At 70.5% G+C, this 17,631-nt stretch carries 19 protein-coding genes; 13 read left to right on the forward strand and 6 right to left on the reverse strand.

Translation table 11 applies throughout. The annotated features are described in order from the left end of the window. Positions 1 to 2 precede the first annotated feature (2 nt). The 4 genes from ABD333_RS16520 to ABD333_RS16535 form a co-directional block, all read right to left on the reverse strand. Entirely contained in the window at positions 3 to 779 is a 777-nt protein-coding gene (locus tag ABD333_RS16520) for an NAD(P)H-dependent oxidoreductase (RefSeq protein ID WP_344541835.1), read from the reverse strand. After that, positions 776 to 2,185 carry an FAD-dependent oxidoreductase gene (locus ABD333_RS16525; RefSeq protein ID WP_344541837.1) on the reverse strand — a complete coding sequence of 470 codons (1,410 nt, stop codon included), beginning with the start codon at positions 2,183 to 2,185 and terminating at the stop codon, positions 776 to 778. The genes ABD333_RS16520 and ABD333_RS16525 overlap by 4 nt, the downstream gene beginning before the upstream one ends. 118 nt (positions 2,186 to 2,303) lie before the next feature. Then, positions 2,304 to 3,659 carry a fibronectin type III domain-containing protein gene (locus ABD333_RS16530; protein WP_344541838.1) on the reverse strand — a complete coding sequence of 452 codons (1,356 nt, stop codon included), beginning with the start codon at positions 3,657 to 3,659 and terminating at the stop codon, positions 2,304 to 2,306. 297 nt (positions 3,660 to 3,956) lie between these two features. Beyond that, the gene (locus ABD333_RS16535; protein ID WP_344541839.1) at positions 3,957 to 4,640 is read right to left on the reverse strand and encodes a winged helix-turn-helix transcriptional regulator; all 684 of its coding nucleotides are present in this window, start codon (positions 4,638 to 4,640) and stop codon (positions 3,957 to 3,959) included. A 105-nt stretch (positions 4,641 to 4,745) separates the two neighbouring features. Here ABD333_RS16535 and ABD333_RS16540 point away from each other — a divergent pair, with 105 nt between their 5' ends. Further along, positions 4,746 to 5,114 carry a nuclear transport factor 2 family protein gene (locus ABD333_RS16540; protein WP_344541840.1) on the forward strand — a complete coding sequence of 123 codons (369 nt, stop codon included), beginning with the start codon at positions 4,746 to 4,748 and terminating at the stop codon, positions 5,112 to 5,114. A gap of 8 nt (positions 5,115 to 5,122) precedes the next feature. On the opposite strand, the gene ABD333_RS16545 is transcribed toward ABD333_RS16540, so the two are convergent. Both ABD333_RS16545 and ABD333_RS16550 read right to left on the reverse strand, forming a co-directional pair. Further along, positions 5,123 to 6,283, reverse strand: coding sequence for an epoxide hydrolase family protein (locus ABD333_RS16545; RefSeq protein ID WP_344541841.1), 1,161 nt, complete (start codon positions 6,281 to 6,283; stop codon positions 5,123 to 5,125). 115 nt (positions 6,284 to 6,398) lie between these two features. Continuing rightward, positions 6,399 to 6,776 (reverse strand): MmcQ/YjbR family DNA-binding protein, encoded by a 378-nt coding sequence (locus tag ABD333_RS16550; RefSeq protein ID WP_344541842.1) that lies wholly within the window; start codon positions 6,774 to 6,776, stop codon positions 6,399 to 6,401. Between the two features lie 178 nt (positions 6,777 to 6,954). Between ABD333_RS16550 and ABD333_RS16555 the strand changes: the two genes are divergently transcribed. The 12 genes from ABD333_RS16555 (at position 6,955) to ABD333_RS16610 (ending at position 17,591) form a co-directional block, all read left to right on the forward strand. After that, positions 6,955 to 7,365 carry an SgcJ/EcaC family oxidoreductase gene (locus ABD333_RS16555; RefSeq protein ID WP_344541843.1) on the forward strand — a complete coding sequence of 137 codons (411 nt, stop codon included), beginning with the start codon at positions 6,955 to 6,957 and terminating at the stop codon, positions 7,363 to 7,365. Positions 7,366 to 7,486: 121 nt separating this feature from the next. After that, positions 7,487 to 8,527, forward strand: coding sequence for an NAD-dependent epimerase/dehydratase family protein (locus ABD333_RS16560; RefSeq protein ID WP_344541844.1), 1,041 nt, complete (start codon positions 7,487 to 7,489; stop codon positions 8,525 to 8,527). Further along, positions 8,524 to 10,197 (forward strand): acyl-CoA carboxylase subunit beta, encoded by a 1,674-nt coding sequence (locus ABD333_RS16565; RefSeq protein WP_344541845.1) that lies wholly within the window; start codon positions 8,524 to 8,526, stop codon positions 10,195 to 10,197. Before ABD333_RS16560 ends, ABD333_RS16565 begins: the two co-directional genes overlap by 4 nt. A 45-nt stretch (positions 10,198 to 10,242) precedes the next feature. Beyond that, positions 10,243 to 11,046, forward strand: coding sequence for a maleylpyruvate isomerase family mycothiol-dependent enzyme (locus ABD333_RS16570; protein WP_344541846.1), 804 nt, complete (start codon positions 10,243 to 10,245; stop codon positions 11,044 to 11,046). Continuing rightward, on the forward strand, positions 10,982 to 11,845 hold the full coding sequence (locus ABD333_RS16575) for a maleylpyruvate isomerase N-terminal domain-containing protein (protein ID WP_344541848.1): 864 nt from the start codon (positions 10,982 to 10,984) through the stop codon (positions 11,843 to 11,845). Before ABD333_RS16570 ends, ABD333_RS16575 begins: the two co-directional genes overlap by 65 nt. Positions 11,846 to 12,009: 164 nt before the next feature. Further along, positions 12,010 to 13,161, forward strand: coding sequence for a carotenoid oxygenase family protein (locus tag ABD333_RS16580; RefSeq protein ID WP_344541850.1), 1,152 nt, complete (start codon positions 12,010 to 12,012; stop codon positions 13,159 to 13,161). A gap of 58 nt (positions 13,162 to 13,219) precedes the next feature. Beyond that, positions 13,220 to 14,179 carry an alpha/beta fold hydrolase gene (locus ABD333_RS16585; RefSeq protein ID WP_344541851.1) on the forward strand — a complete coding sequence of 320 codons (960 nt, stop codon included), beginning with the start codon at positions 13,220 to 13,222 and terminating at the stop codon, positions 14,177 to 14,179. 255 nt (positions 14,180 to 14,434) lie between these two features. Continuing rightward, on the forward strand, positions 14,435 to 15,394 hold the full coding sequence (locus ABD333_RS16590; RefSeq protein WP_344541853.1) for a hypothetical protein: 960 nt from the start codon (positions 14,435 to 14,437) through the stop codon (positions 15,392 to 15,394). A gap of 82 nt (positions 15,395 to 15,476) precedes the next feature. After that, a complete protein-coding gene (locus ABD333_RS16595; protein ID WP_344541855.1) occupies positions 15,477 to 16,046 on the forward strand; it encodes a hypothetical protein in 570 nt (189 codons plus the stop codon). A gap of 1 nt (position 16,047) precedes the next feature. Beyond that, positions 16,048 to 16,590 (forward strand): hypothetical protein, encoded by a 543-nt coding sequence (locus tag ABD333_RS16600; RefSeq protein WP_344541857.1) that lies wholly within the window; start codon positions 16,048 to 16,050, stop codon positions 16,588 to 16,590. Between the two features lie 41 nt (positions 16,591 to 16,631). Further along, positions 16,632 to 17,219 carry a TetR/AcrR family transcriptional regulator gene (locus ABD333_RS16605; protein WP_344541859.1) on the forward strand — a complete coding sequence of 196 codons (588 nt, stop codon included), beginning with the start codon at positions 16,632 to 16,634 and terminating at the stop codon, positions 17,217 to 17,219. A 189-nt stretch (positions 17,220 to 17,408) separates the two neighbouring features. After that, on the forward strand, positions 17,409 to 17,591 hold the full coding sequence (locus tag ABD333_RS16610; protein ID WP_344541861.1) for a hypothetical protein: 183 nt from the start codon (positions 17,409 to 17,411) through the stop codon (positions 17,589 to 17,591). Positions 17,592 to 17,631: the final 40 nt, after the last annotated feature.

Below are 17,631 nucleotides of genomic sequence, written 5' to 3' on the forward strand. Positions count from 1 at the left end.
GCTCAGTCGAGGTAGTGAACGGTCAGGCCCGACCTGCCGGAGGCCACTTCGGGCCGCAGCGCGCCGTCCAGATGGTCGTAGTCGCCGCCGCTCTCCAGCCGGTAGGGAAGCGGGTCCATCTCGTCGATGCGGGTGAGCTGGTCACGCAGCCGGGCCATGGTCTCGTCGTACTGCTGCGGCGTGCACCAGTCGGCGCGGTAGACCACCAGCGGAGGGAGGACCTCCATCCCCGCGTAGAACAGCGTCCCGTGCAGCAGCGCGAACAGGATCTGGTCGAGCTCCCCGTTGATGCCGCGCGGTCCGAGCGACTCTTCGGAACTGCCACTGGTGATGAGGACCAGAGCGCGCTTGCCCTGCAGCTTGCCCTCCCCGTAGCGGAGGAAGCGGCCCTCCACCTCGGGGTCCGGCACCAGATAGCCGAAACCCTTGACGAAGACGCGGTCGAACCAGCCCTTGAGAATGGCGGGCATCCCGTACCACCAGAGCGGGAACTGGAAGACCACCGTGTCGGCCCATTCCAGCTTCTCCTGCTCGGCGCGGATGTCGGCGCTGAGCGTCCCGGACTCGTAGGCGCGGCCGGAGGCGTGCGCGACCATCAGCCGCCCGTCCGGCTCCTCGGTGAAGTCCTCGCGGTCGACCGTCGCCTTCCACTTCATCGCGTACAGGTCGGAGACCTGGCAGTCGTGGCCTGTCTCACCGAGGAAGCGGACACCGTCGTCGAACAGCGATCCGCCGAGCGACTCTTTCTCGGGGTGGGCGAACACCCACAGAACGTTCACGCGATGCCCTTTCGGTCGTGGTCGTTCAGAAGACGGGCGTGGGGACGGGGAGCCGCGGACCGTGACGGGCCGGGCTCAGGCCGGCGCAGGCCGTGCCGCAGTACCCGCAGGACCATGCGCGGCCGCATGAGCGCTTGCGGCGGGTCCACGAGCCCCGCCACCCGCATGAAGGCGTCGGTGACCGCCGCGTCTTTCGTCGCGGCGTACTGCAGGCGGGCCATGTAGGCGTTCCCGGCCCGGACCTTCGCCGTCCGCCGTCCCTCGACGGCGGGGAAATCGAGGTCGCCGCCGGCGGAGATCTCCCAGGGCGTGTCGATGATGCCGGCGAGCTCCTTGAGGAACGGTCGGGGGCTCGGCGGTCCGCCGCTTCGCAGGTGGCGGCGGAGCGCCAGGGCCTCCTGGGCCGCCACGCTCATTCCCTGGCCATAGACCGGGTTGAAGCTGCACACCGCGTCGCCCACGACGAGAAGGCGGTCAGGGAAGCGCGACAGCCGCTCGTAACGGCGCCGCACGCTCGCCGGGAAGCCGAAGCTGACCGGGTCGTCGAGCGGTTCGGCGTCGTGGACGGCCTCGTACACGTCCGGCACCGGCAGTGAACGGACGAACTCCAGGAACGCCGCCGGCTCGGTGGGCGGCCGGTCACCCTGGATCCCCGTGAGCGAGAGGATGCAGATGTCCCGCCCGACCTGGCCGAAGAAGGCGCCGCGCGGATGGGCCGGCGAGGCCACGGGATTGATCGACTGCACCCCGTCGAACATCTCCGGGGTCGTCCGGTAGTGCCGGGTGGTGTAGGCCAGGCCGATCTTGACGCGTTCCTCCGCCGGGCGCTCGTACCCGAGCTGTGTCAGCCAGCTGGGGGTGCGCGAGCCCCGTCCGGTCGCGTCGACGACGACGTCGGCCTCCAGCGTCTCCTCGTCGGCGCCCTCGGCCTGCCGCCGGACCCGCACGCCGACGATCCGGCCGCGCCGCGCGTCGGCGACGAGGCCCTCGATGTCGTGGCGTTCCAGGAAGGTCACGTTGCCGAGTGCGGCCACCTTGGCGCGCACGTGCTCCTCGAGCACCGGCCGGGGAGCGGTGACCGAGGTCAGGCCGGTTCGGGCGGGCCGCAGCCGGCGGGCGTCGAAGAACCAACGCATTTCACCGAGGTCGCCGGTCGGGATGCCGGCCGCGCTGAGCTCCGCCGTGAAACCGGGGAACAGCTCCTCCATGATCAGATGCCCGCGGGCGTGCAGTCCGTGCGCGTGCACCGTATGCGGGGCGCCGCGGCGCGGCACCCGGATCCCGAGCAGTGCGTCGCGGTCGACCACGACCACCTCGCCGTAGAACTCGGCGAGCACCCGCGCGGCGAGGACCCCCGCGATGCTCCCGCCCAGCACCACGGCGCGGTGTCCGGTAAGGGTGTTCACTGCGGCTACCTCCTGGAGAGGCGGATCGGCGGCCTGATCGAGGTCCTCATCAGGATCGCCAGGAGCCGATCCCCCCGCATCTTCTGAAATGCGAAGCCCCGCCCGGTCAGCCGTTACGTCACCAGGCCGGAAGACTCCGCTCCGCCACACCCTCGGTGATCACATTGCCGATCAGGGCGGCGGCGCGCCTGGCCTGCGGGCCCGAACCGGCCACGTTCACCGCGCTCACGACCAGACCCTTCGCCGTCGCGGCGGGAAGGTCGGTGAAGGTGTGCGAACGGGCGGTCGCCGGCAGGGTCACCAGCTTGGCCTCTCCCGTGCGCAGGTCGGCCAGCCCGACCTTGTAGGCGGTGACCGGGGAGGCACCGGAGGTCGCCGGCGGTTCCCAGGTGATGGTGGCCGTACGCGCCTTCTCGTCGGTGCTCACACCCGCCACGAAGGGAGCCGACGGCGTCGGCACCGCCCCGACGCGCAGGGAGACCGGCCCGCCGGTGATCCGCCGGGCCTGGCTGAACGCGTCGTCCTCGACGCTCACGCCGACCAGATAGGTGCGGCCGGCGGTGAGCACGACGGGGGCGTCACAGCCAGGCCCGGACCGCGGCGCCAGGACCGGGCCCGTGTCGGTCAGCTCGACCCAGGCGATGTTGAGAGGGAAGAACTGCTGGATCGGGGGGATGTGCAGCGGTTCCACGCTGAGCGCGACCGGTCCCGTGGTGGAGGGCTTGAACTGCCACCACACCGAATTGTGCTGCCGTGGCGTGACCACCTCGGGGCGGCATTCCTTGTAGTCGGCCAGGAGCGGGCCGTCCGGCGTGCCGTAGGTCGTGTCGACGGCCTCGGTGTGCGACGGCGCGTAGATCGGTGTCGGCTGGCTGAACGAGTCGTTGGGCGGAACCTTGCCGCTCGTAGGCGTGGTGTACATCCGGAGCGTGGCGTCGTGGCAGGGGCTGTCGGGCGGCACGCACTTCGCCATCGCGGCGGGGTCGGCGTAGTAGGCGACCAGGGAGAGCGCCTGAGTCGGCGTCACCGGCGCCTCCCCGCAGGAGACGACCTCGCCGGTATTGGTCGACACCCAGGCGGAGCCGGAAGGGAAGACCGTCACCGGCCCCTTCGCCGGGTGGGACTCCGCGACCGAGGCGGCGATCATCGGGCCGAGTCCCTGCGGGGGCAGCTGGAACCACTGCGGGTTGTAGATCTTGGTGCCCTTGTTGCATTTGGCGCTGACCGCCGCGTTGACGGTGGCCGTGCCGGGCCCGCCGTCGCCGAACCCGTCCTGCACCGGTGCCGTCATGAAGAACGGCAGCTGGGTCAAGGCCATGCCGGGTGCGGCGGGAATCCCCCTGGCCTTCGAGGGGAGCGCCACCAGCAGGGCCACCGCCAGCGCGATCAGCGCCAAGACGGCGATCAGGGTGCGACGGCGTCTGGTCCTCGGATCGGCCCCCGCCGCCGCCTGTACTGTTCGAGTGAGGTTCATCTGTGGCCCCTCGTGTGGAGAGATGCGATCTCACTGCCACGGAACGCCGGGAATGCGGGGCGGCGATCCGGGTCGGAATTGACCACCTGAATGCAGGCGGCATCGATCTGTCTGAGCCGGTGAGAATTCTTCGGCGGTCCCCAACCGCTCGGCTCGTCGATATCCCGATAAGAGATTCCGCATGAACCATATCCGGCACGGATATGTCCTTCACCTGATTGCCCGGTGACGGCCCAATATGGCCAGATCCGATGGCGGATGTGTGACTGCGCGGAAAGGCGTGACGCCGGAGACGCGTCAGGCCACCTGGCCGACGTCCGCGGGAGTGGGGGCGACACTGAAGAGCTCGACGAACTTCTCGAACTCGGCGGGGTCGCCGGTCAGCTCGGCGAACCCGCTCGCGACCGCCTCGGCGGCGCCGACCTCGCGTGTCAGCAGCGGCTTGAGCGCGCTGATCTCGGCGATGACGATGACGAGGCCGGGCTCGGGCAGCGGTCCCTCGCCGGCCGTGAGCACGCCGTCGTCGACGATCGCGTGCACGGTGACGTCGCCGACGTGCAGCTCGAACCGGGCGTGGACGCCCCGGGCGGCCTCCGGGCGGAAGGTGGCCCGCAGTGCCAGGACCTCCCCGTCCGGGGTCACGATGTCCTCCGGCGCGGGGTCGCCGAGCGTTTGGGCGCCCCAGCGGCCGAGGCGCAGGACGATGTCCTCCAGCTCCGCGCCGTAGTCGGTGAGCTCATAGATCACCGAGGCGGCGGGGCGCGGCAGCGTGCGGCGGCGGACGACCCCCGCCTGTTCGAGCTCCTTGAGGCGTGAGGACAGCACGTTCGTCGGAATGCGCGGAAGCCCGATCCGGAGATCGGTGAACCGCTTGGGGCCCAGGACGAGGTCGCGGATCACCAAGAGCGCCCAGCGCTCGCCGACGAGCTCGAGCGCGTGGGCCAAGCCGCAGTACTGCCCGTAACTCCGCTTCCTTGCCATGTTTCGATTCTACGCCCCTGTGCTTGACCTGGCAGAGTATGGTTGCTTTCAACAAGTTTCAGCTGCATCCGAGCAATGACACCAACCTGCCGCTGGAGGCTGGTCATGAGCGCCAAGACCGCACCCGTCGACGTCGCCGTCGCGTTCCTGGAAGCCTGGTCGAGCCGCGACATGGACGCCGTGGCCGGCTACGTGGCCGACGACGTCGTCTTCGAAAGCCCGAAGGTCCGCCTCACCGGCGCGCAGGCCGTGGTGGAGGCGATGGGGCAGTTCGCCCAGGCGGTCATCAGCGTCAAGCTGATCGCCGCGTACGGCGACGACGAGCGCGCGCTGGTCATGTACGACATGGAGACCGGTCCGTTCGGCACCCTGCGGGCGGCCGACCACTTCGTCGTCCAGGACGGCAAGATCAAGTCAGATGAGCTGGTCTTCGACACCTACGAGCTGCGCAAGTTCGAGGAGTCGCAGGCCTGACCGACGGGTCAGCGCTCCTTGAGCAGCCGGCCGAACGCCCGGAGGTCGCCGACGAACAGGTCGGGCTCCTCCAGCGCGGCGAAGTTGCCGCCGCGGTCGAACTCCGACCAGTGCACGATCGTCGGGAAGTCACGGTCGGCGAACCGGCGGATCGGCACGAACGGCGCGTGCGGGAAGACGGCCACCCCGAGCGGCGGGGTGATCGGGTCATACCGGAACTCGGCCTGCGCGATGGGAAGGACGTCGGCGAGGTCGTAGTACAGCTGGGCGGACGAGCCGCCGGTCCCGGTGAGCCAGTAGATCGAGACGATGGTGAGGATCTCGTCGCGGCTCACCGCGTCCTCGGGCGCCGTGGCCGAGTCGGTCCAGTCCCTGAACTTCTCGACGATCCAGGCCAGCAGGGCGACGGGGGAGTCGGCCAGGGCGTACGCCACCGTGTGCGGACGCGTCGACTGGAGCTTCATGGAGCCCGACAGCTCCCGGACGAACCGCTCCGTGCGGGCGAGCCGTGCCCGATCGTCGCCACTGAGCCCGTCGAGCTCGCCTGGCTCGCCGCTCGGCATCGTGACCAGCGTGTTGAGATGGACGCCCGCCACGTGTTCGGGATCCACCATGCCGAGGGCCAGGGAGACCGCGGAGCCGAAGTCGGCAGCCTGCGGCACGTAGCGTTCGTAGCCGAGCCGGCGCATGAGCTCGGCCCAGGCCATCGCCAGGCGGGGGAGGTTCCAGCCCGTCTCCCGGGTCGGACCGGAGAAGCCGAAGCCGGGCATCGACGGTATGACCAGGTCGAACGCGTCGGCCGGGTCGCCCCCGTACGCCCGCGGGTCGGTCAGCGGACCGGCGACGCCGAGGAACTCCGTGACCGCGCCCGGCCAGCCGTGGGTGATGAGCAGAGGCAGCGCGTCGGGCTCGGGCGACCGGACGTGCAGGAAGTGCACGTTGGCGCCGTCGAGGGTGGTGGTGAACTGGGGAAACTCGTTGAGCCTGGCCTCGGCCGCACGCCAGTCGTAGGAGGCGCGCCAGTATTCGGCCAGGTCCTTGAGGTAGTCGATGGGGACGCCGCGGTCCCAGCCCGCGACGGGCAGAGCCTCGGGCCAGCGGACGTCGGCGAGCCGTCGGCGCAGGTCGTCCAACGCGGCCTCGGGGATGGTGACACGGAAGGACTGCATGCCGCGCTCCTGTCTGTCGCGTTGCCGGGCCGTTGGACGTGCTCACCGTCGCATCGGCCGCCGGCAGGCGCATCTCCTGGGTTGCGGACGTTCAGCCGGGGTGGGTCGCGGACGTTCAGCCCGGCGGCTCGGGCGGGCGCTGCTTCTTCGGCAGTCCCGCGACGACCGTGTCGTAGGACTGGCGTACCAGTGCGAGCACGAAGTCGTCGTCCAGCGTCCCGTCGAGAACGATCGAATTCCAGTGCTGCTTGTTGAGGTGATATCCGGGCATGATGTGGTCGGGGTGTTCGGCGCGCAGCGCGAGACCCTCTTCGGGTGGGAGCTTGATGCTCAGGAGCCGCGGATCGCGGTCTTCCGCGATGCAGGCGTACATCTTTCCGGCGACCTTGTAGACGCGGGAAGTCGTCTTGAAGGGGAACTCCTTGGGGCTGCCCAGGCGGTTCTCGCAGTAGTCGGTGACGGCGTCGTGGATGTCGCTGCTCTTATCGCTCACCCCGCCTACGGTCGCATGGAAAGGCCGTTCTGTAGGCGAAACCGGCGGCGGCGCACGGACCGGCTCCGGCCATTGGCGGTGTCGGCAAAGCAATTTGAGAGTTGCGGCGCGAGATGGCCCGCCCGACGATGCCAGAGCGATCGGTCCGCGAATGGATCGTCCAACGACAGGGGATCTCATGTCCGCACTGACCTCCGCGGATCAGGCCGGCGCCGCGCAGACTCTTCGGCGCATCATCGCGGCCTGGGCCGACAACGACGCTGACGCCTTCGCCGCCGTCTGTGCCGAGGACGCCACCCTGGTCCTTCCCGGTGACGTGTACCTGAAGGGCCGCGCGGCGATCCGGGACTTCATGGCGGCCGGCTACCAGGGGCCCTACAAGGACAGCCGGGTGTTCGGCGAGCCCCTCGACGTCAAGTTCGTCTCCGACGACGTCTGCGTCCTGGTCACGCAGGGGGGCGTCCTCATGCCGGGCGAGACGAAGGTGTCCGACGAGCAGGCCATCCGCGCGACGTGGGTGCTCAGCCGGCAGGACGCGGAATGGCTCATCACCGCGTACCACAACAGCAACGTCAACATCTCCTCCTGAGCCCGGCACGGCGCCCTCGCGCCCGGTGGTCATCGCATGCTGGGAGATGCCCGGACGATCTGCCGTCGGTCAGGCTTGGGCTCGGCCGAAGGTCGCATCGCTCGACGAGGGGGATGATCCGATGTTGGTGGGCGTGACCGGCGGGACCGGGTTCGTCGGGGCTCATTCCGTCGCCGCGTTGGCGCGGCGCGGGCATCGTGTGCGGATGCTGGTCCGGGACGAGGCGAAGGCCGAGCGCGCACTGGCTCCGCTCGGCGTCGACCTCGCCGCCGTCGACGTCGTGGCCGGTGACGTCACCGACGAGGCGGCCGCGGAACGTCTCGTTCGCGGCACGGACGCCGTGCTGCACGCGGCCTCGGTCTACTCGTTCGACAGCAGGCGGCACGGCGAGATGCGGCGCACCAACGAGCGGGGCACCGAGGTCGTGCTCGCGGCGGCGCGGCGGCGGGTGGACGGCGTGATCGTCCACGTCTCGACGTTCGGCGTGCTGGCGCCCGGGGCCGGGCGTGAGGTCCGGCCGGGCTCTCCGGTCGGCAGGCCGCGGGAACGTTACATGGCGACCAAGGCGGGCGCCGAACGGATCGCACGCCGCCATCAGGCGGACGGCGCACCCGTGGTGATCACGTACCCGCCCGCGCTCCTCGGCCCGCACGACCCGAAGCTGGGCGACCAGACCACCCGGCTGCGGAACGCGCTGCGGGGCCTGATGCCCATGTGGCCGTCCGGCGGGTTCCCGGTGGGGGACGTCCGGGACACGGCGGAGTACCACGCGGATCGTCTCGGCGGTCCGCAGACCCCGGGCCGGCATTTCACCCCGGGCGGCCGGCTGTCGACCCGGCAGTACGTCGCGGCCTTGAGAGAGGTGACCGGGCGCAGGCTGCCCACCGTGTTCCTCCCCGCACGCGCCATGTTGCCGGCCGGCGCACTGGTCTCCGTCGTGCAGCGCGTCTGGCCGTGGCACATCCCGGCCGAGTACGGCGCCGTCTACACCTGCGCCGCCGATCTCCGAGGCGACCGCGGCGCGGGCTCGCGTCCGGCGGCGGAGACCTTCGCGGACACGGTGCGCTGGCTTCATCAGCACGGGCATCTGTCGGCGCGGCAGGCGGGCCTTGCCGCCTGCCGCCCGGCACCCGTGGCAGCTGTGGGAGAGGAGGGGCGGTGAGCGCTCCGGAGCTCGATTTCGTCCCGGTGCCGGTGCCCAGGCCGAACGGGCGGGCACGCGGCACCGGGACCACGGCCATCGCACGGGAGGCCGCGCCGGAGGACCAGGCCGCCGCGGCGGCACCGTCGATGCGGCGGTTGCGCGAGGACCGCGAGCGACTGCGGGCGCTGACGGTCGCCGGGCACGAGCCGGCGATCGAACGCCAGCACGGTCTCGGCAAGCGGACCGCGCGGGAACGTCTGGAGATGTTGCTGGACGACGGCTCGTTCATCGAGATCGAGATGTTCCGCCGGCACCAGGCGCACGGCCTGAAGCTGGGGGGCAACCGCCCGGCCACCGACGGCGTCGTGGCGGGTTCGGGTACGGTCTACGGCCGCCGGGTGTTCGTGTACGCCCAGGACTTCACCGTCTTCGGCGGCTCGCTCGGACAGGCGCACGCGAGCAAGATCCACAAGGTGATGGACCTGGCGCTGGAGAACGGGGCGCCGCTGATCGGGCTGAACGACAGCGGCGGGGCCCGGATCCAGGAGGGCGTGATGGCCCTCGACGGGTACGGCGGGATCTTCCGCCGGAACGTCGAGGCGTCCGGGGTGATCCCCCAGATCAGCGTGATCCTCGGACCGTGCGCCGGCGGCGCGGCCTACTCGCCGGCGCTGACCGACTTCACGTTCATGGTGCGCGACACCGCGCAGATGTATCTGACCGGTCCCGACGTGGTCGAGGCGGTGAGCGGCAAGCGGGTCACCCACGCGGAACTGGGCGGCGCGGACGTGCACGGCGGTCGCACGGGGGTCGCGACGTTCGTGTACGACGACGAGGAGACCTGCCTGGAAGAGGTCCGCTACCTCCTCTCGCTGCTGCCGAGCAACAACGTGGAGCCGGCGCCCGCCGCGGCGCGGACCGGGGCGACCGCCGACGAGCGGCCCCGGCTGGCCGAGATCGTCCCCGTCGAGCCGAACAAGCCGTACGACATGCGGCAGGTGATCACCGAGCTGGTGGACGACGAGGAGTTCATCGAGCTGCACGAGAACTGGGCGCCCAACGTGATCTGCGCGTTCGGCCGTATCGACGGGGAGGTCGCCGGAGTCGTCGCCAACCAGCCGATGGTGCTGGCCGGCGTGCTCGACGCGGACGCGGCCCAGAAGGCGGCCCGGTTCGTGCGGTTCTGCGACGCGTTCGGCATCCCGCTGGTGACGCTGGTCGACGTGCCCGGCTTCCTGCCGGGGGTCGACCAGGAGCACGCGGGCGTCATCCGGCACGGCGCGAAGCTCCTGTACGCCTACTGCGAGGCCACCGTGCCGCGGATCCAGGTCATCATCCGCAAGGCCTACGGCGGCGCGTACATCGTGATGGACTCGCGCTCCATCGGCTGTGACCTGTCGCTGGCGTGGCCGACGAACGAGATCGCGGTCATGGGCGCCGAGGGGGCGGTGAACGTGCTGTTCCGCAAGGAACTGATCGCCGCCGCGGACCCCGCGGCCCTGCGCACCGAGCTCATCGAGGAGTACTCCGCGCAGCTCATGCATCCGTACTACGCGGCGGAACGCGGTCTGGTGGACGACGTGATCGACCCCGCACGGACCCGTTCCGTCGTCGCCCGCGGCCTGGAGATGCTGCGCGAGAAACGCAAGCCGGCACCCCGGCGCAAGCACGGCAATACCCCACTGTGACGAGTCGGCAGAGGGCCGGCCGAGGTCGGCCGAGGGAGCGTGCCCATGGCGATGAACGGATCCGGCGCGGCAGACCGTCCCGCGGACTGGGAGCGGGTGCCCAACCATGTCCTCTACCGGCGGATCCGGCACGACGTGGCCCGGTTGGTCGCCGACCGCCCCGACGCGGCCGTCCTCCCCGTGCCCGCGTGCCCGGAGTGGACCGTGCGCGATCTGGTGGATCACCTCGCTGACGTCTGTACGGTGGCGACCAGACGGCTGACCACGGGCGAGTTCGTGCGGCCTGGCCGCGTGCCCACGCCGGGCGCGCCCGCGCTGCCCCGGCTCCTGGACTCCTGGGCCGAACGCGGCGAGCGGCTCGACGAGCTCGTCGCCGCGAGCACCGATCGGCTCAGCGACGTGCTGGTGATGGACGCGTTCACCCACGAGCTCGATCTGCGGCACGCCCTCGGGTCGCCGCCACCGGCCGGGCATCCCGCCTATCCCGGCATGCTCGACTTCGTCGCGAACGCGGTACTCGCCCAGGTGAGCACGCTGGGGCTGCCTCCTCTTGAGATCGTGACGCCGGGTGCGCGCTGGACGAACCAGGGGGAGCGTCCGGCGGTGACCCTGGCCGCCGCGGATCGGCACGATCTCTACCGGACGCTCACGGGACGGCGCACCCATGAACAGATCGCGGCGCTGTCCTGGAGCCGCGATCCCGGAGCGTGGTTGCCGGCCTTCTCCTGGGGGCCGTTCACCCCGCCGGCCACGCCCGTCGAGGAGCCTACGCACGGGAGGAAACATGGTCGTACCGCTCACGGAGGACAAGTGGACACTGGCCAGGAAGGCGCTAGCCGAGACCGGTGACCGCTTCGCCGAACTGCTGGACGCCGCCTCCCGTTCGGGGGCCAGGGCGACCGTGCACTGGTCGGTGGCCGACACCGCCGCTCATGTCCTGACCCTCGCCCGCTCCTACACCCACCTGCTGGACCCCGAGGGCGTCACGGCCCCGTTCCCCGAGTCGGCGGCCGCCGGCCTGGTGGAGGCGACCACGGTCGACACCGTCCACCGGTTCAACGAGGCGTTGCTGAGCGAGTTCACCGAGCGCGACCCGCGCGAGCTCGGGCGGCTGATCCGGGCGGACATCGACCAGATCCTCCGGTCCAGCGATGGAGAGGATCCGGCGCGCGCCGTGGCGTGGCTGGGCGGCTCCGAGGTGCCGCTCGCGGGGGTGCTCGCGCACCTGCTGAACGAACTGCAGATCCATGGGCGCGACATCGCGCTCTCCGTCAGGTCGCCGTGGAAGGTGGCGCCCGAGGAGGCGGGGTTGTTCCTCGACCTGTTCCTCGTCGGGGTGACGCACTACGGCTACGGGCGCCTGCTCGACGGGCACGGGCCCGCTCCGGAGGGACGCGTCGCGGTGGAGTTCCGGTCCCGCCACACCACGCCGGTGGTGATGGTGCTGACCGACGGCTTCGTCACGGTGGAGAAGCCGGGAGGGCCTGCCGATGTGCGCCTGTGGTTCGATCCGGTGACGCTCAACCTGATGTTGTTCGGCCGGATCAGCAAGCTGCGGGCGGCGCTCACCGGAAAGGTGGTCGTGCGGGGCGGCCGACGCCCCTGGACCCTGCCGTCCTTCCTCCGGATCGTGCGCCTGCCCTCCTGAAGTCGCGGGGATGTCGCCGGGGAAGCCGCCGGGACGTCGCTGGAGCCCGGGTCCTCATGGACCCGGGCTCATCCATTGACAGCGTTGCATAACACCGATATTTTTTGAAGCACAACGCTGTTATGCCTGAGCATGCCGCGCGTCTTCGAGAGGGGGCGGTGGGGATGGCCACCGCGATCCGCGCACTCGACCCGAGAACGGCACTGGCCGCGACGACGATCGCCCGTACGGCCACGGCGGACGCGCTGGCGGTCGACGGACTGCTACCGGACGGGCTCGACGGTTCCTTCCTCCAGGCGGGCCCCCATCCGATCGGACGTTTTGGCAGCGGCCCCCACCACGTCCGCGGCATCAGGCTGAGTGGAGGCGCCGCCCAGTGGTATCGCGCCGAGACGCCGGTTCGCCGTAGCGAGCCGCTGCGTCCCTTGCCGGCGCTCGCCCCCTCGGTCTGGCTCGGCGACGCCGACGACGCCACTTCCGACGAGCCAGGGGCCGCCGCGATCGCCCGTCCCGTCCGTGAGGCCGGATCAGCGAACTGGCACACCGTCGCCACGTACCCCGGACTTGGATACGCCGAGCACCTGGTCGCCGCCCCGGACGGCACGCTGGTCGCCGCCGAGGCGTTCGCGCTGGACGGCGCGCCGCTCATCGAGGCGGTCGCGGTCACCCCGCGTTTCCTGGTGGTGCTCGACCAGCCCCTGGTCTTCTCGCGGGCGGCCGCCCTGGTCGGCGCTCGCTTGCCCTACGTCTGGCGAGACGAGCACGGCGCCCGGGTCGGGCTGCTGCCGAGAGGTGGCGGCGAGCCGCGCTGGTTCCCCGTTGAGCCGTGTCATGTCACGCATGTCGTGAACGCCTATGACGACGGGGACCGGGTCGTTCTGGACACGATCCGGGCCCGCGGACCGTACCGCTGGACGTTCGACCTCACGAGCGGCACCGTTCACGGCGTGGCCCTGCCGGGCGTGCCGGAGCACGCGATCGTGGACGAGCGGGTCAGTGGCCGCCGCCATCGTCACGTGTTCGGCCGTCGCGGTCACGCGGAGCTCGTCCACCACGATCTTGCGGACGGTACGTCGCGGACGGGCGATCTCGGGGCGGGCTGGCGGATGGGCGATCCCGTGTTCGCGCCCGACCCGCGCAGCGACGCGGAAGGCGGCGGCTGGCTGCTCTTCGTCGCCCGGAACCCATCGCACGGGCGGCACGAGTTGCGAGTGCACGACGCGCTCCGTCCCGAGGCGCCACCCCGCGCGGTGGTGCGCCTACCCGTGCCGCTGCCGGACGGGTGGCGCACGGTGTGGATGCCGTCGGCCTCGTGAAGCGGGGCCCGCACAATGGAAGAGGACGGGCCAGGGTGTTGTGGTGCACGCTCGCCCCATGGGGTATGCGCAGCGCGCGGGCGGGGTAGTGATCCGGCGGCGACTCGACGTCGGCGGCGTCGGCACACCGGCGATGATCACGGTGCCCACCGCGGCTCTGGAGCCAGCGGAGGCAGCGGATCTGGAGTCAGCGGATCTGGAGGCAGCGCGCCTGGATTCGGCTGATCTCAGCGAGGCCGTCGTCTTCGTGCACGGCAATCCGGGCTCGGGCGCGGACTGGGCCGATCTCGTCCGCCGCGTCGGCGCCTTCGCCCCGGCCGTGGCGATGGACATGCCGGGCTTCGGCAGTGCCGCCAAGGTCGCGGACTTCGACTACACCGTCTCGGGTTACGCCGCACACCTCGAAGGCGTGCTCGCGGCACTCGGCATCGCCAAAGTTCATTTGGTACTGCATGATTTCGGCGGGCCATGGGGTCTGTCATGGGCGGCGGCCAACAGCGGGCGGCTGGCCAGTCTCACCCTCGTGAACACGGGTGTGCTCATGGGATACCGGTGGCATTACCTGGCTCGCATTTGGCGCACGCCGCTTCTGGGTGAGCTGTTCATGGCGACGACCACTCGGGTTGCTTTCCGAGCACTTCTGCGCCACGGAAACCCCTGGCGGCTGCCGAGGGAATTCGCCGACCGGATGTACGACGACTTTGATCCCGGGACGAAACGCGCGGTGCTGCGGCTCTATCGCGCCACCTCGGACCCGGCCGGTGCGTCGGCAGAATGGCATCAGGCGCTCAAGTCCTGCCACTGTCCGGTTCTGGTCATCTGGGGCGCCCATGACCCCTACCTGCCGGCCCGCCTCGCGCAGCGCCAGCGCGCGACCTTCCCGCAGGCCCGCGTCGAGGTCTTTCCGGACTCCGGGCATTGGCCCTTCATTGATGATCCACGGCGCTTCGGCGCCACGATGCTGCCATTTCTGCGCGACGTCTTCGCCGGTTCGGCCGCAGCGGGCCCGAAGCAATAGCCGTTAATGGTCGTGAAATAAACAGGGACGCTCATCGGCACGATGCCGATCTTGATTGGTGCGCGGCAGAAGCGCACGTTTGAATAAGGCCATGGCTCGGTGGCTCTGGTTACGATGACGTGGCAGTGAAGTTGGCGTTCGCGGTAATACGGGCCGATCGTTCTCGGCGATTGAGGCCCGATATGGGTGGCCATATCAAAGGGCCGCGAAAGCCGATCCTGAGAGCCCTGGTCGTCCCACCGACAGGAGCACGTCATGGTCCAGACCGCGAAACCCGTCGCGGGCGTCCGCCCGGCGGCCACCACGTTCGTCACCGGTGACTTCCCCCGGCGGCGCCTTCTGATCCTCGCCCTCAGCTCGCTCGCCGGTTTCCTCCTGACCGTCGTCTGGTCGGCGGAGTTCGTCGACCAGACGATCGGTGACAACGTCGCCGACTCCATGCTCGGGCACCACGCCAAGGGCACGCCGATCGCGGGCATCATGGCCGGGTTCGCCTTCGCGTTCGCCACCGGGGTCGCCGGGACGTTCACCGCGTGCAACGTGGCGGTGTTCGGTGCCCTCGCCCCCCTGGTCGGCCGGCCGACCACGGCGCGGGGCCGCATGCTGCAGGTGGTCAAGCCGCTCGCCTGGCTCTCGGCCGGCATGCTCACGGTATCGGCGGCGTACGGCGTCATCGTGGGCCTGGTCGGCACGCACATGCCGCAGTTCTCCACGGCCACCGCCAGGACGGGATTCTCGCCGCGGATGGTCCAGTCGATGGTGGTGTTCGGCCTCATCGGCCTGGTGATGATCGCGCTCGGCCTGGCCGCGCTGGGGCTGATCCCCGACCCCATGGCCCGGATCACCGCGCGGTTCCCGAACGCTCCGATGATCCTGATGGGCGTGCTGATCGGCGGCTTCCTGATCGGACGTCCGTTCGGCCTGTTCCGCCAGATGTTCCGGGACGCCGCCGAAAGCCACAATCCGTTCTACGGCGCGCTGGCCTTCGCCCTCCAGTCCCTCGGCAACATCGTGATCATGGCGGTCCTCTTCCTGCTCATGGCCCTGATCGCGGGCCCGTGCCTGCAGCGCTGGATCGCCGCCAAGCCGGGCCGGGCGGCGACGCTGGTGGCGGTCGCCTTCCTCGTGGCCGGCGTCTTCACGCTGCTCTATTGGGACGTCCGGATCCTCGCGCGCCGGGAAATGATCTGGTACCCGGTCGCGCCCTGGGCCTGAGCCGCCGCGCCCTCACGACCAATGACCAACGACCAACGACGAACGACCCGACATGGCACGACCGAGGAGAGCGAGGTAAACCATGGCCACGTTCCAGGGCGGGATCACCGCGGTGAACACACGTTTCCACAAGGCCGCGCTGGCGGCCTTCATGGTGATCGTGGTGGCCCACTGGGCCGAGCATGTGGCACAGGCGATTCAGATCTGGGCACTGGGCTGGCCCGTTCCGAAGGCCCGCGGTGTGCTCGGCGTCCCCTTCCCGTGGCTGATCAAGTCCGAGTGGCTGCACTACGGCTACGCGCTGGTCATGCTCGGCGGCCTGCTGCTGCTGCGGCGGGGTTTCACCGGACGTGCCCGCACCTGGTGGAACGTGTCACTGATCATCCAGATCTGGCACCACCTGGAGCACCTGCTGCTGTTGCTGCAAGCCGTCACGGGAAGCAATCTGGCCGGCCGCCCCGCGCCGACGAGCATCCTGCAACTGGCGTTCCCCCGCGTGGAACTGCACCTGTTCTACAACGCGGTCGTGTTCGCCCCGATGGTGGTCGCGATGATCCTGCACATGCGGCCCAACGCGGCCGAACGGGCGGCCATGGACTGTACCTGTGGCGACGCCCGGGCACCGCGCCGCGCCGCCGCCGAGGTGGCCTGACGTGGCGACCGGGTCCGCACGCCCTGGCCGAGCGGGCTCCCGGCGCTTCGGCGCCGGGAGCCTGCTCGTCGCCTTGCTGGGCATGTTCCTGCTCTACCTGGCGGTGCCCAATCTTCGGCCGGTGATGAAGTCGGCGCGGGCGGGGACGGGGGTCCCGGGGACGTTTACCGCCGAGCGCCTCAACTGCGTCAACCACCCCGGGCACACCGCGTGCGGCTGGGAGGGCGGGTTCCTGTCCGATGACGGCACCCGTGTGAAGACCCAGGTGTCCCTCTACGGCGGCGCGGGTGACCTCGTCCAGGGCGGGCGGACCCGGGCCAGGGACGTCGGCCGGAGCGGCCAGGTCTACCGGTACGCCGGCACCCGCGAATGGATCTTCACGGGTGGCCTTGGGGTCGCGGGCCTGGCGCTCCTGGCGCTGCCGGTGCTGCCGGTGCTGCACCGCATGGTCGGCGGGTCTGGCGCCCGGCCGCGTACCGGGGACACCTCCCGCCCTCGCGTTCCGCATCCCTCGGCGCCGCCCGCTGAGCGGCGGCCCCGGTGACAGAGGCGATACGCCGGGTTCAGGGTGATCGGCGAGATCGGGTGCGGGCCGCGACCCGGCGCGAGATCTCTCGGGCCGCCCGCCGGGTGCTCGACCGGGCGGGGCCCGCGAGCGTGACGATGCGCGCGGTCGCGGACGAGCTCGGCATGACGCCTCCGGCCCTGTACCGCTACTTCGCCGGGCGCGACGACCTGCTGCGCCGGCTGGCCGACGAGATCGACGACTCGCTCGCCGACGATCTCCGGGCCGCGCTGGGCGCACGCCCCGTGGACGACCCGGGTGACAGATTGAGGAGCGCCGGCAACGGACTCCGCACGTGGGCGCTGTCCCACGAGCACGAGTACGAGCTCGTGCGGAGTGCCATGATCGAGCGCGGCTTCTCGGCCGGGGTCGCCAAGGTGTTCCTCGGTCTTTTCGAAGAGTTGTGGCAGCAGCGCCCGGGCTCGGGAGGACGTCTCACCGTCCGGTCGGCCGAGACCTCGATGGTGTTCCTCAGCTGCTCCATCCGCCTCTACGGGTTCCTGGACCTGGAGGTCCGTGGTCGGGTGCCCATGGGAGTCGGTGACACCACGGTGGCGTTCCAGTACCTGCTCGCCGAGTTCATCGCAGCCGTCGGCCCGGTCCGCTGATCGAACGCGTCCGCTGATCGGCACGTCTCGGCCGAGCGAACGCGTCTGAGCTGGTCTAAGGCGTCTTGGCCGGCCTAAGGCGGCGCGGTGGCGTAAGTAAGGCGTCGTCCCGATGTGGCGCCGGGGGCCTTAGGACGAACCTTGAGGATGTCGGGCCAGGGAGAACGGCCCGCACCACAAGGAGGGGTCATGTTCCACAACGACATCATGTACTCGGTGATGCAGGAGCGCGCCCGGGACCTCCGGGCCGCGGCGAAGGCCGACCGTGACGCCGCCATCGTCCGCAGGGCCCGCAGGTTCTGGGAGGAGCGGGCACCGCGCGTGGCCTCGCGCCGTTCGCGCAGGGTGCGCCTGGCCGCCGAGGGCCGCTGAGGGCGACCGGCAAGAACGCGGCTGTCAAGGCCTGGAATTC

It is taken from the genome of Actinomadura fulvescens, from assembly GCF_039533225.1.
Classification (GTDB): domain Bacteria; phylum Actinomycetota; class Actinomycetes; order Streptosporangiales; family Streptosporangiaceae; genus Spirillospora; species Spirillospora fulvescens.

Bases quoted from the DNA above. Each gene is read 5' to 3' on its own strand.
- ABD333_RS16530 (WP_344541838.1), bottom strand. From the start codon at position 3,659: ATGAACCTCACTCGAACAGTACAGGCGGCGGCGGGGGCCGATCCGAGG.
- ABD333_RS16535 (WP_344541839.1), bottom strand. From the start codon at position 4,640: ATGGCAAGGAAGCGGAGTTACGGGCAGTACTGCGGCTTGGCCCACGCG.
- ABD333_RS16540 (WP_344541840.1), top strand. From the start codon at position 4,746: ATGAGCGCCAAGACCGCACCCGTCGACGTCGCCGTCGCGTTCCTGGAA.
- ABD333_RS16545 (WP_344541841.1), bottom strand. From the start codon at position 6,283: ATGCAGTCCTTCCGTGTCACCATCCCCGAGGCCGCGTTGGACGACCTG.
- ABD333_RS16555 (WP_344541843.1), top strand. From the start codon at position 6,955: ATGTCCGCACTGACCTCCGCGGATCAGGCCGGCGCCGCGCAGACTCTT.
- ABD333_RS16560 (WP_344541844.1), top strand. From the start codon at position 7,487: ATGTTGGTGGGCGTGACCGGCGGGACCGGGTTCGTCGGGGCTCATTCC.
- ABD333_RS16570 (WP_344541846.1), top strand. From the start codon at position 10,243: ATGGCGATGAACGGATCCGGCGCGGCAGACCGTCCCGCGGACTGGGAG.
- ABD333_RS16575 (WP_344541848.1), top strand. From the start codon at position 10,982: ATGGTCGTACCGCTCACGGAGGACAAGTGGACACTGGCCAGGAAGGCG.
- ABD333_RS16580 (WP_344541850.1), top strand. From the start codon at position 12,010: ATGGCCACCGCGATCCGCGCACTCGACCCGAGAACGGCACTGGCCGCG.
- ABD333_RS16585 (WP_344541851.1), top strand. From the start codon at position 13,220: ATGGGGTATGCGCAGCGCGCGGGCGGGGTAGTGATCCGGCGGCGACTC.
- ABD333_RS16590 (WP_344541853.1), top strand. From the start codon at position 14,435: ATGGTCCAGACCGCGAAACCCGTCGCGGGCGTCCGCCCGGCGGCCACC.
- ABD333_RS16595 (WP_344541855.1), top strand. From the start codon at position 15,477: ATGGCCACGTTCCAGGGCGGGATCACCGCGGTGAACACACGTTTCCAC.
- ABD333_RS16610 (WP_344541861.1), top strand. From the start codon at position 17,409: ATGTTCCACAACGACATCATGTACTCGGTGATGCAGGAGCGCGCCCGG.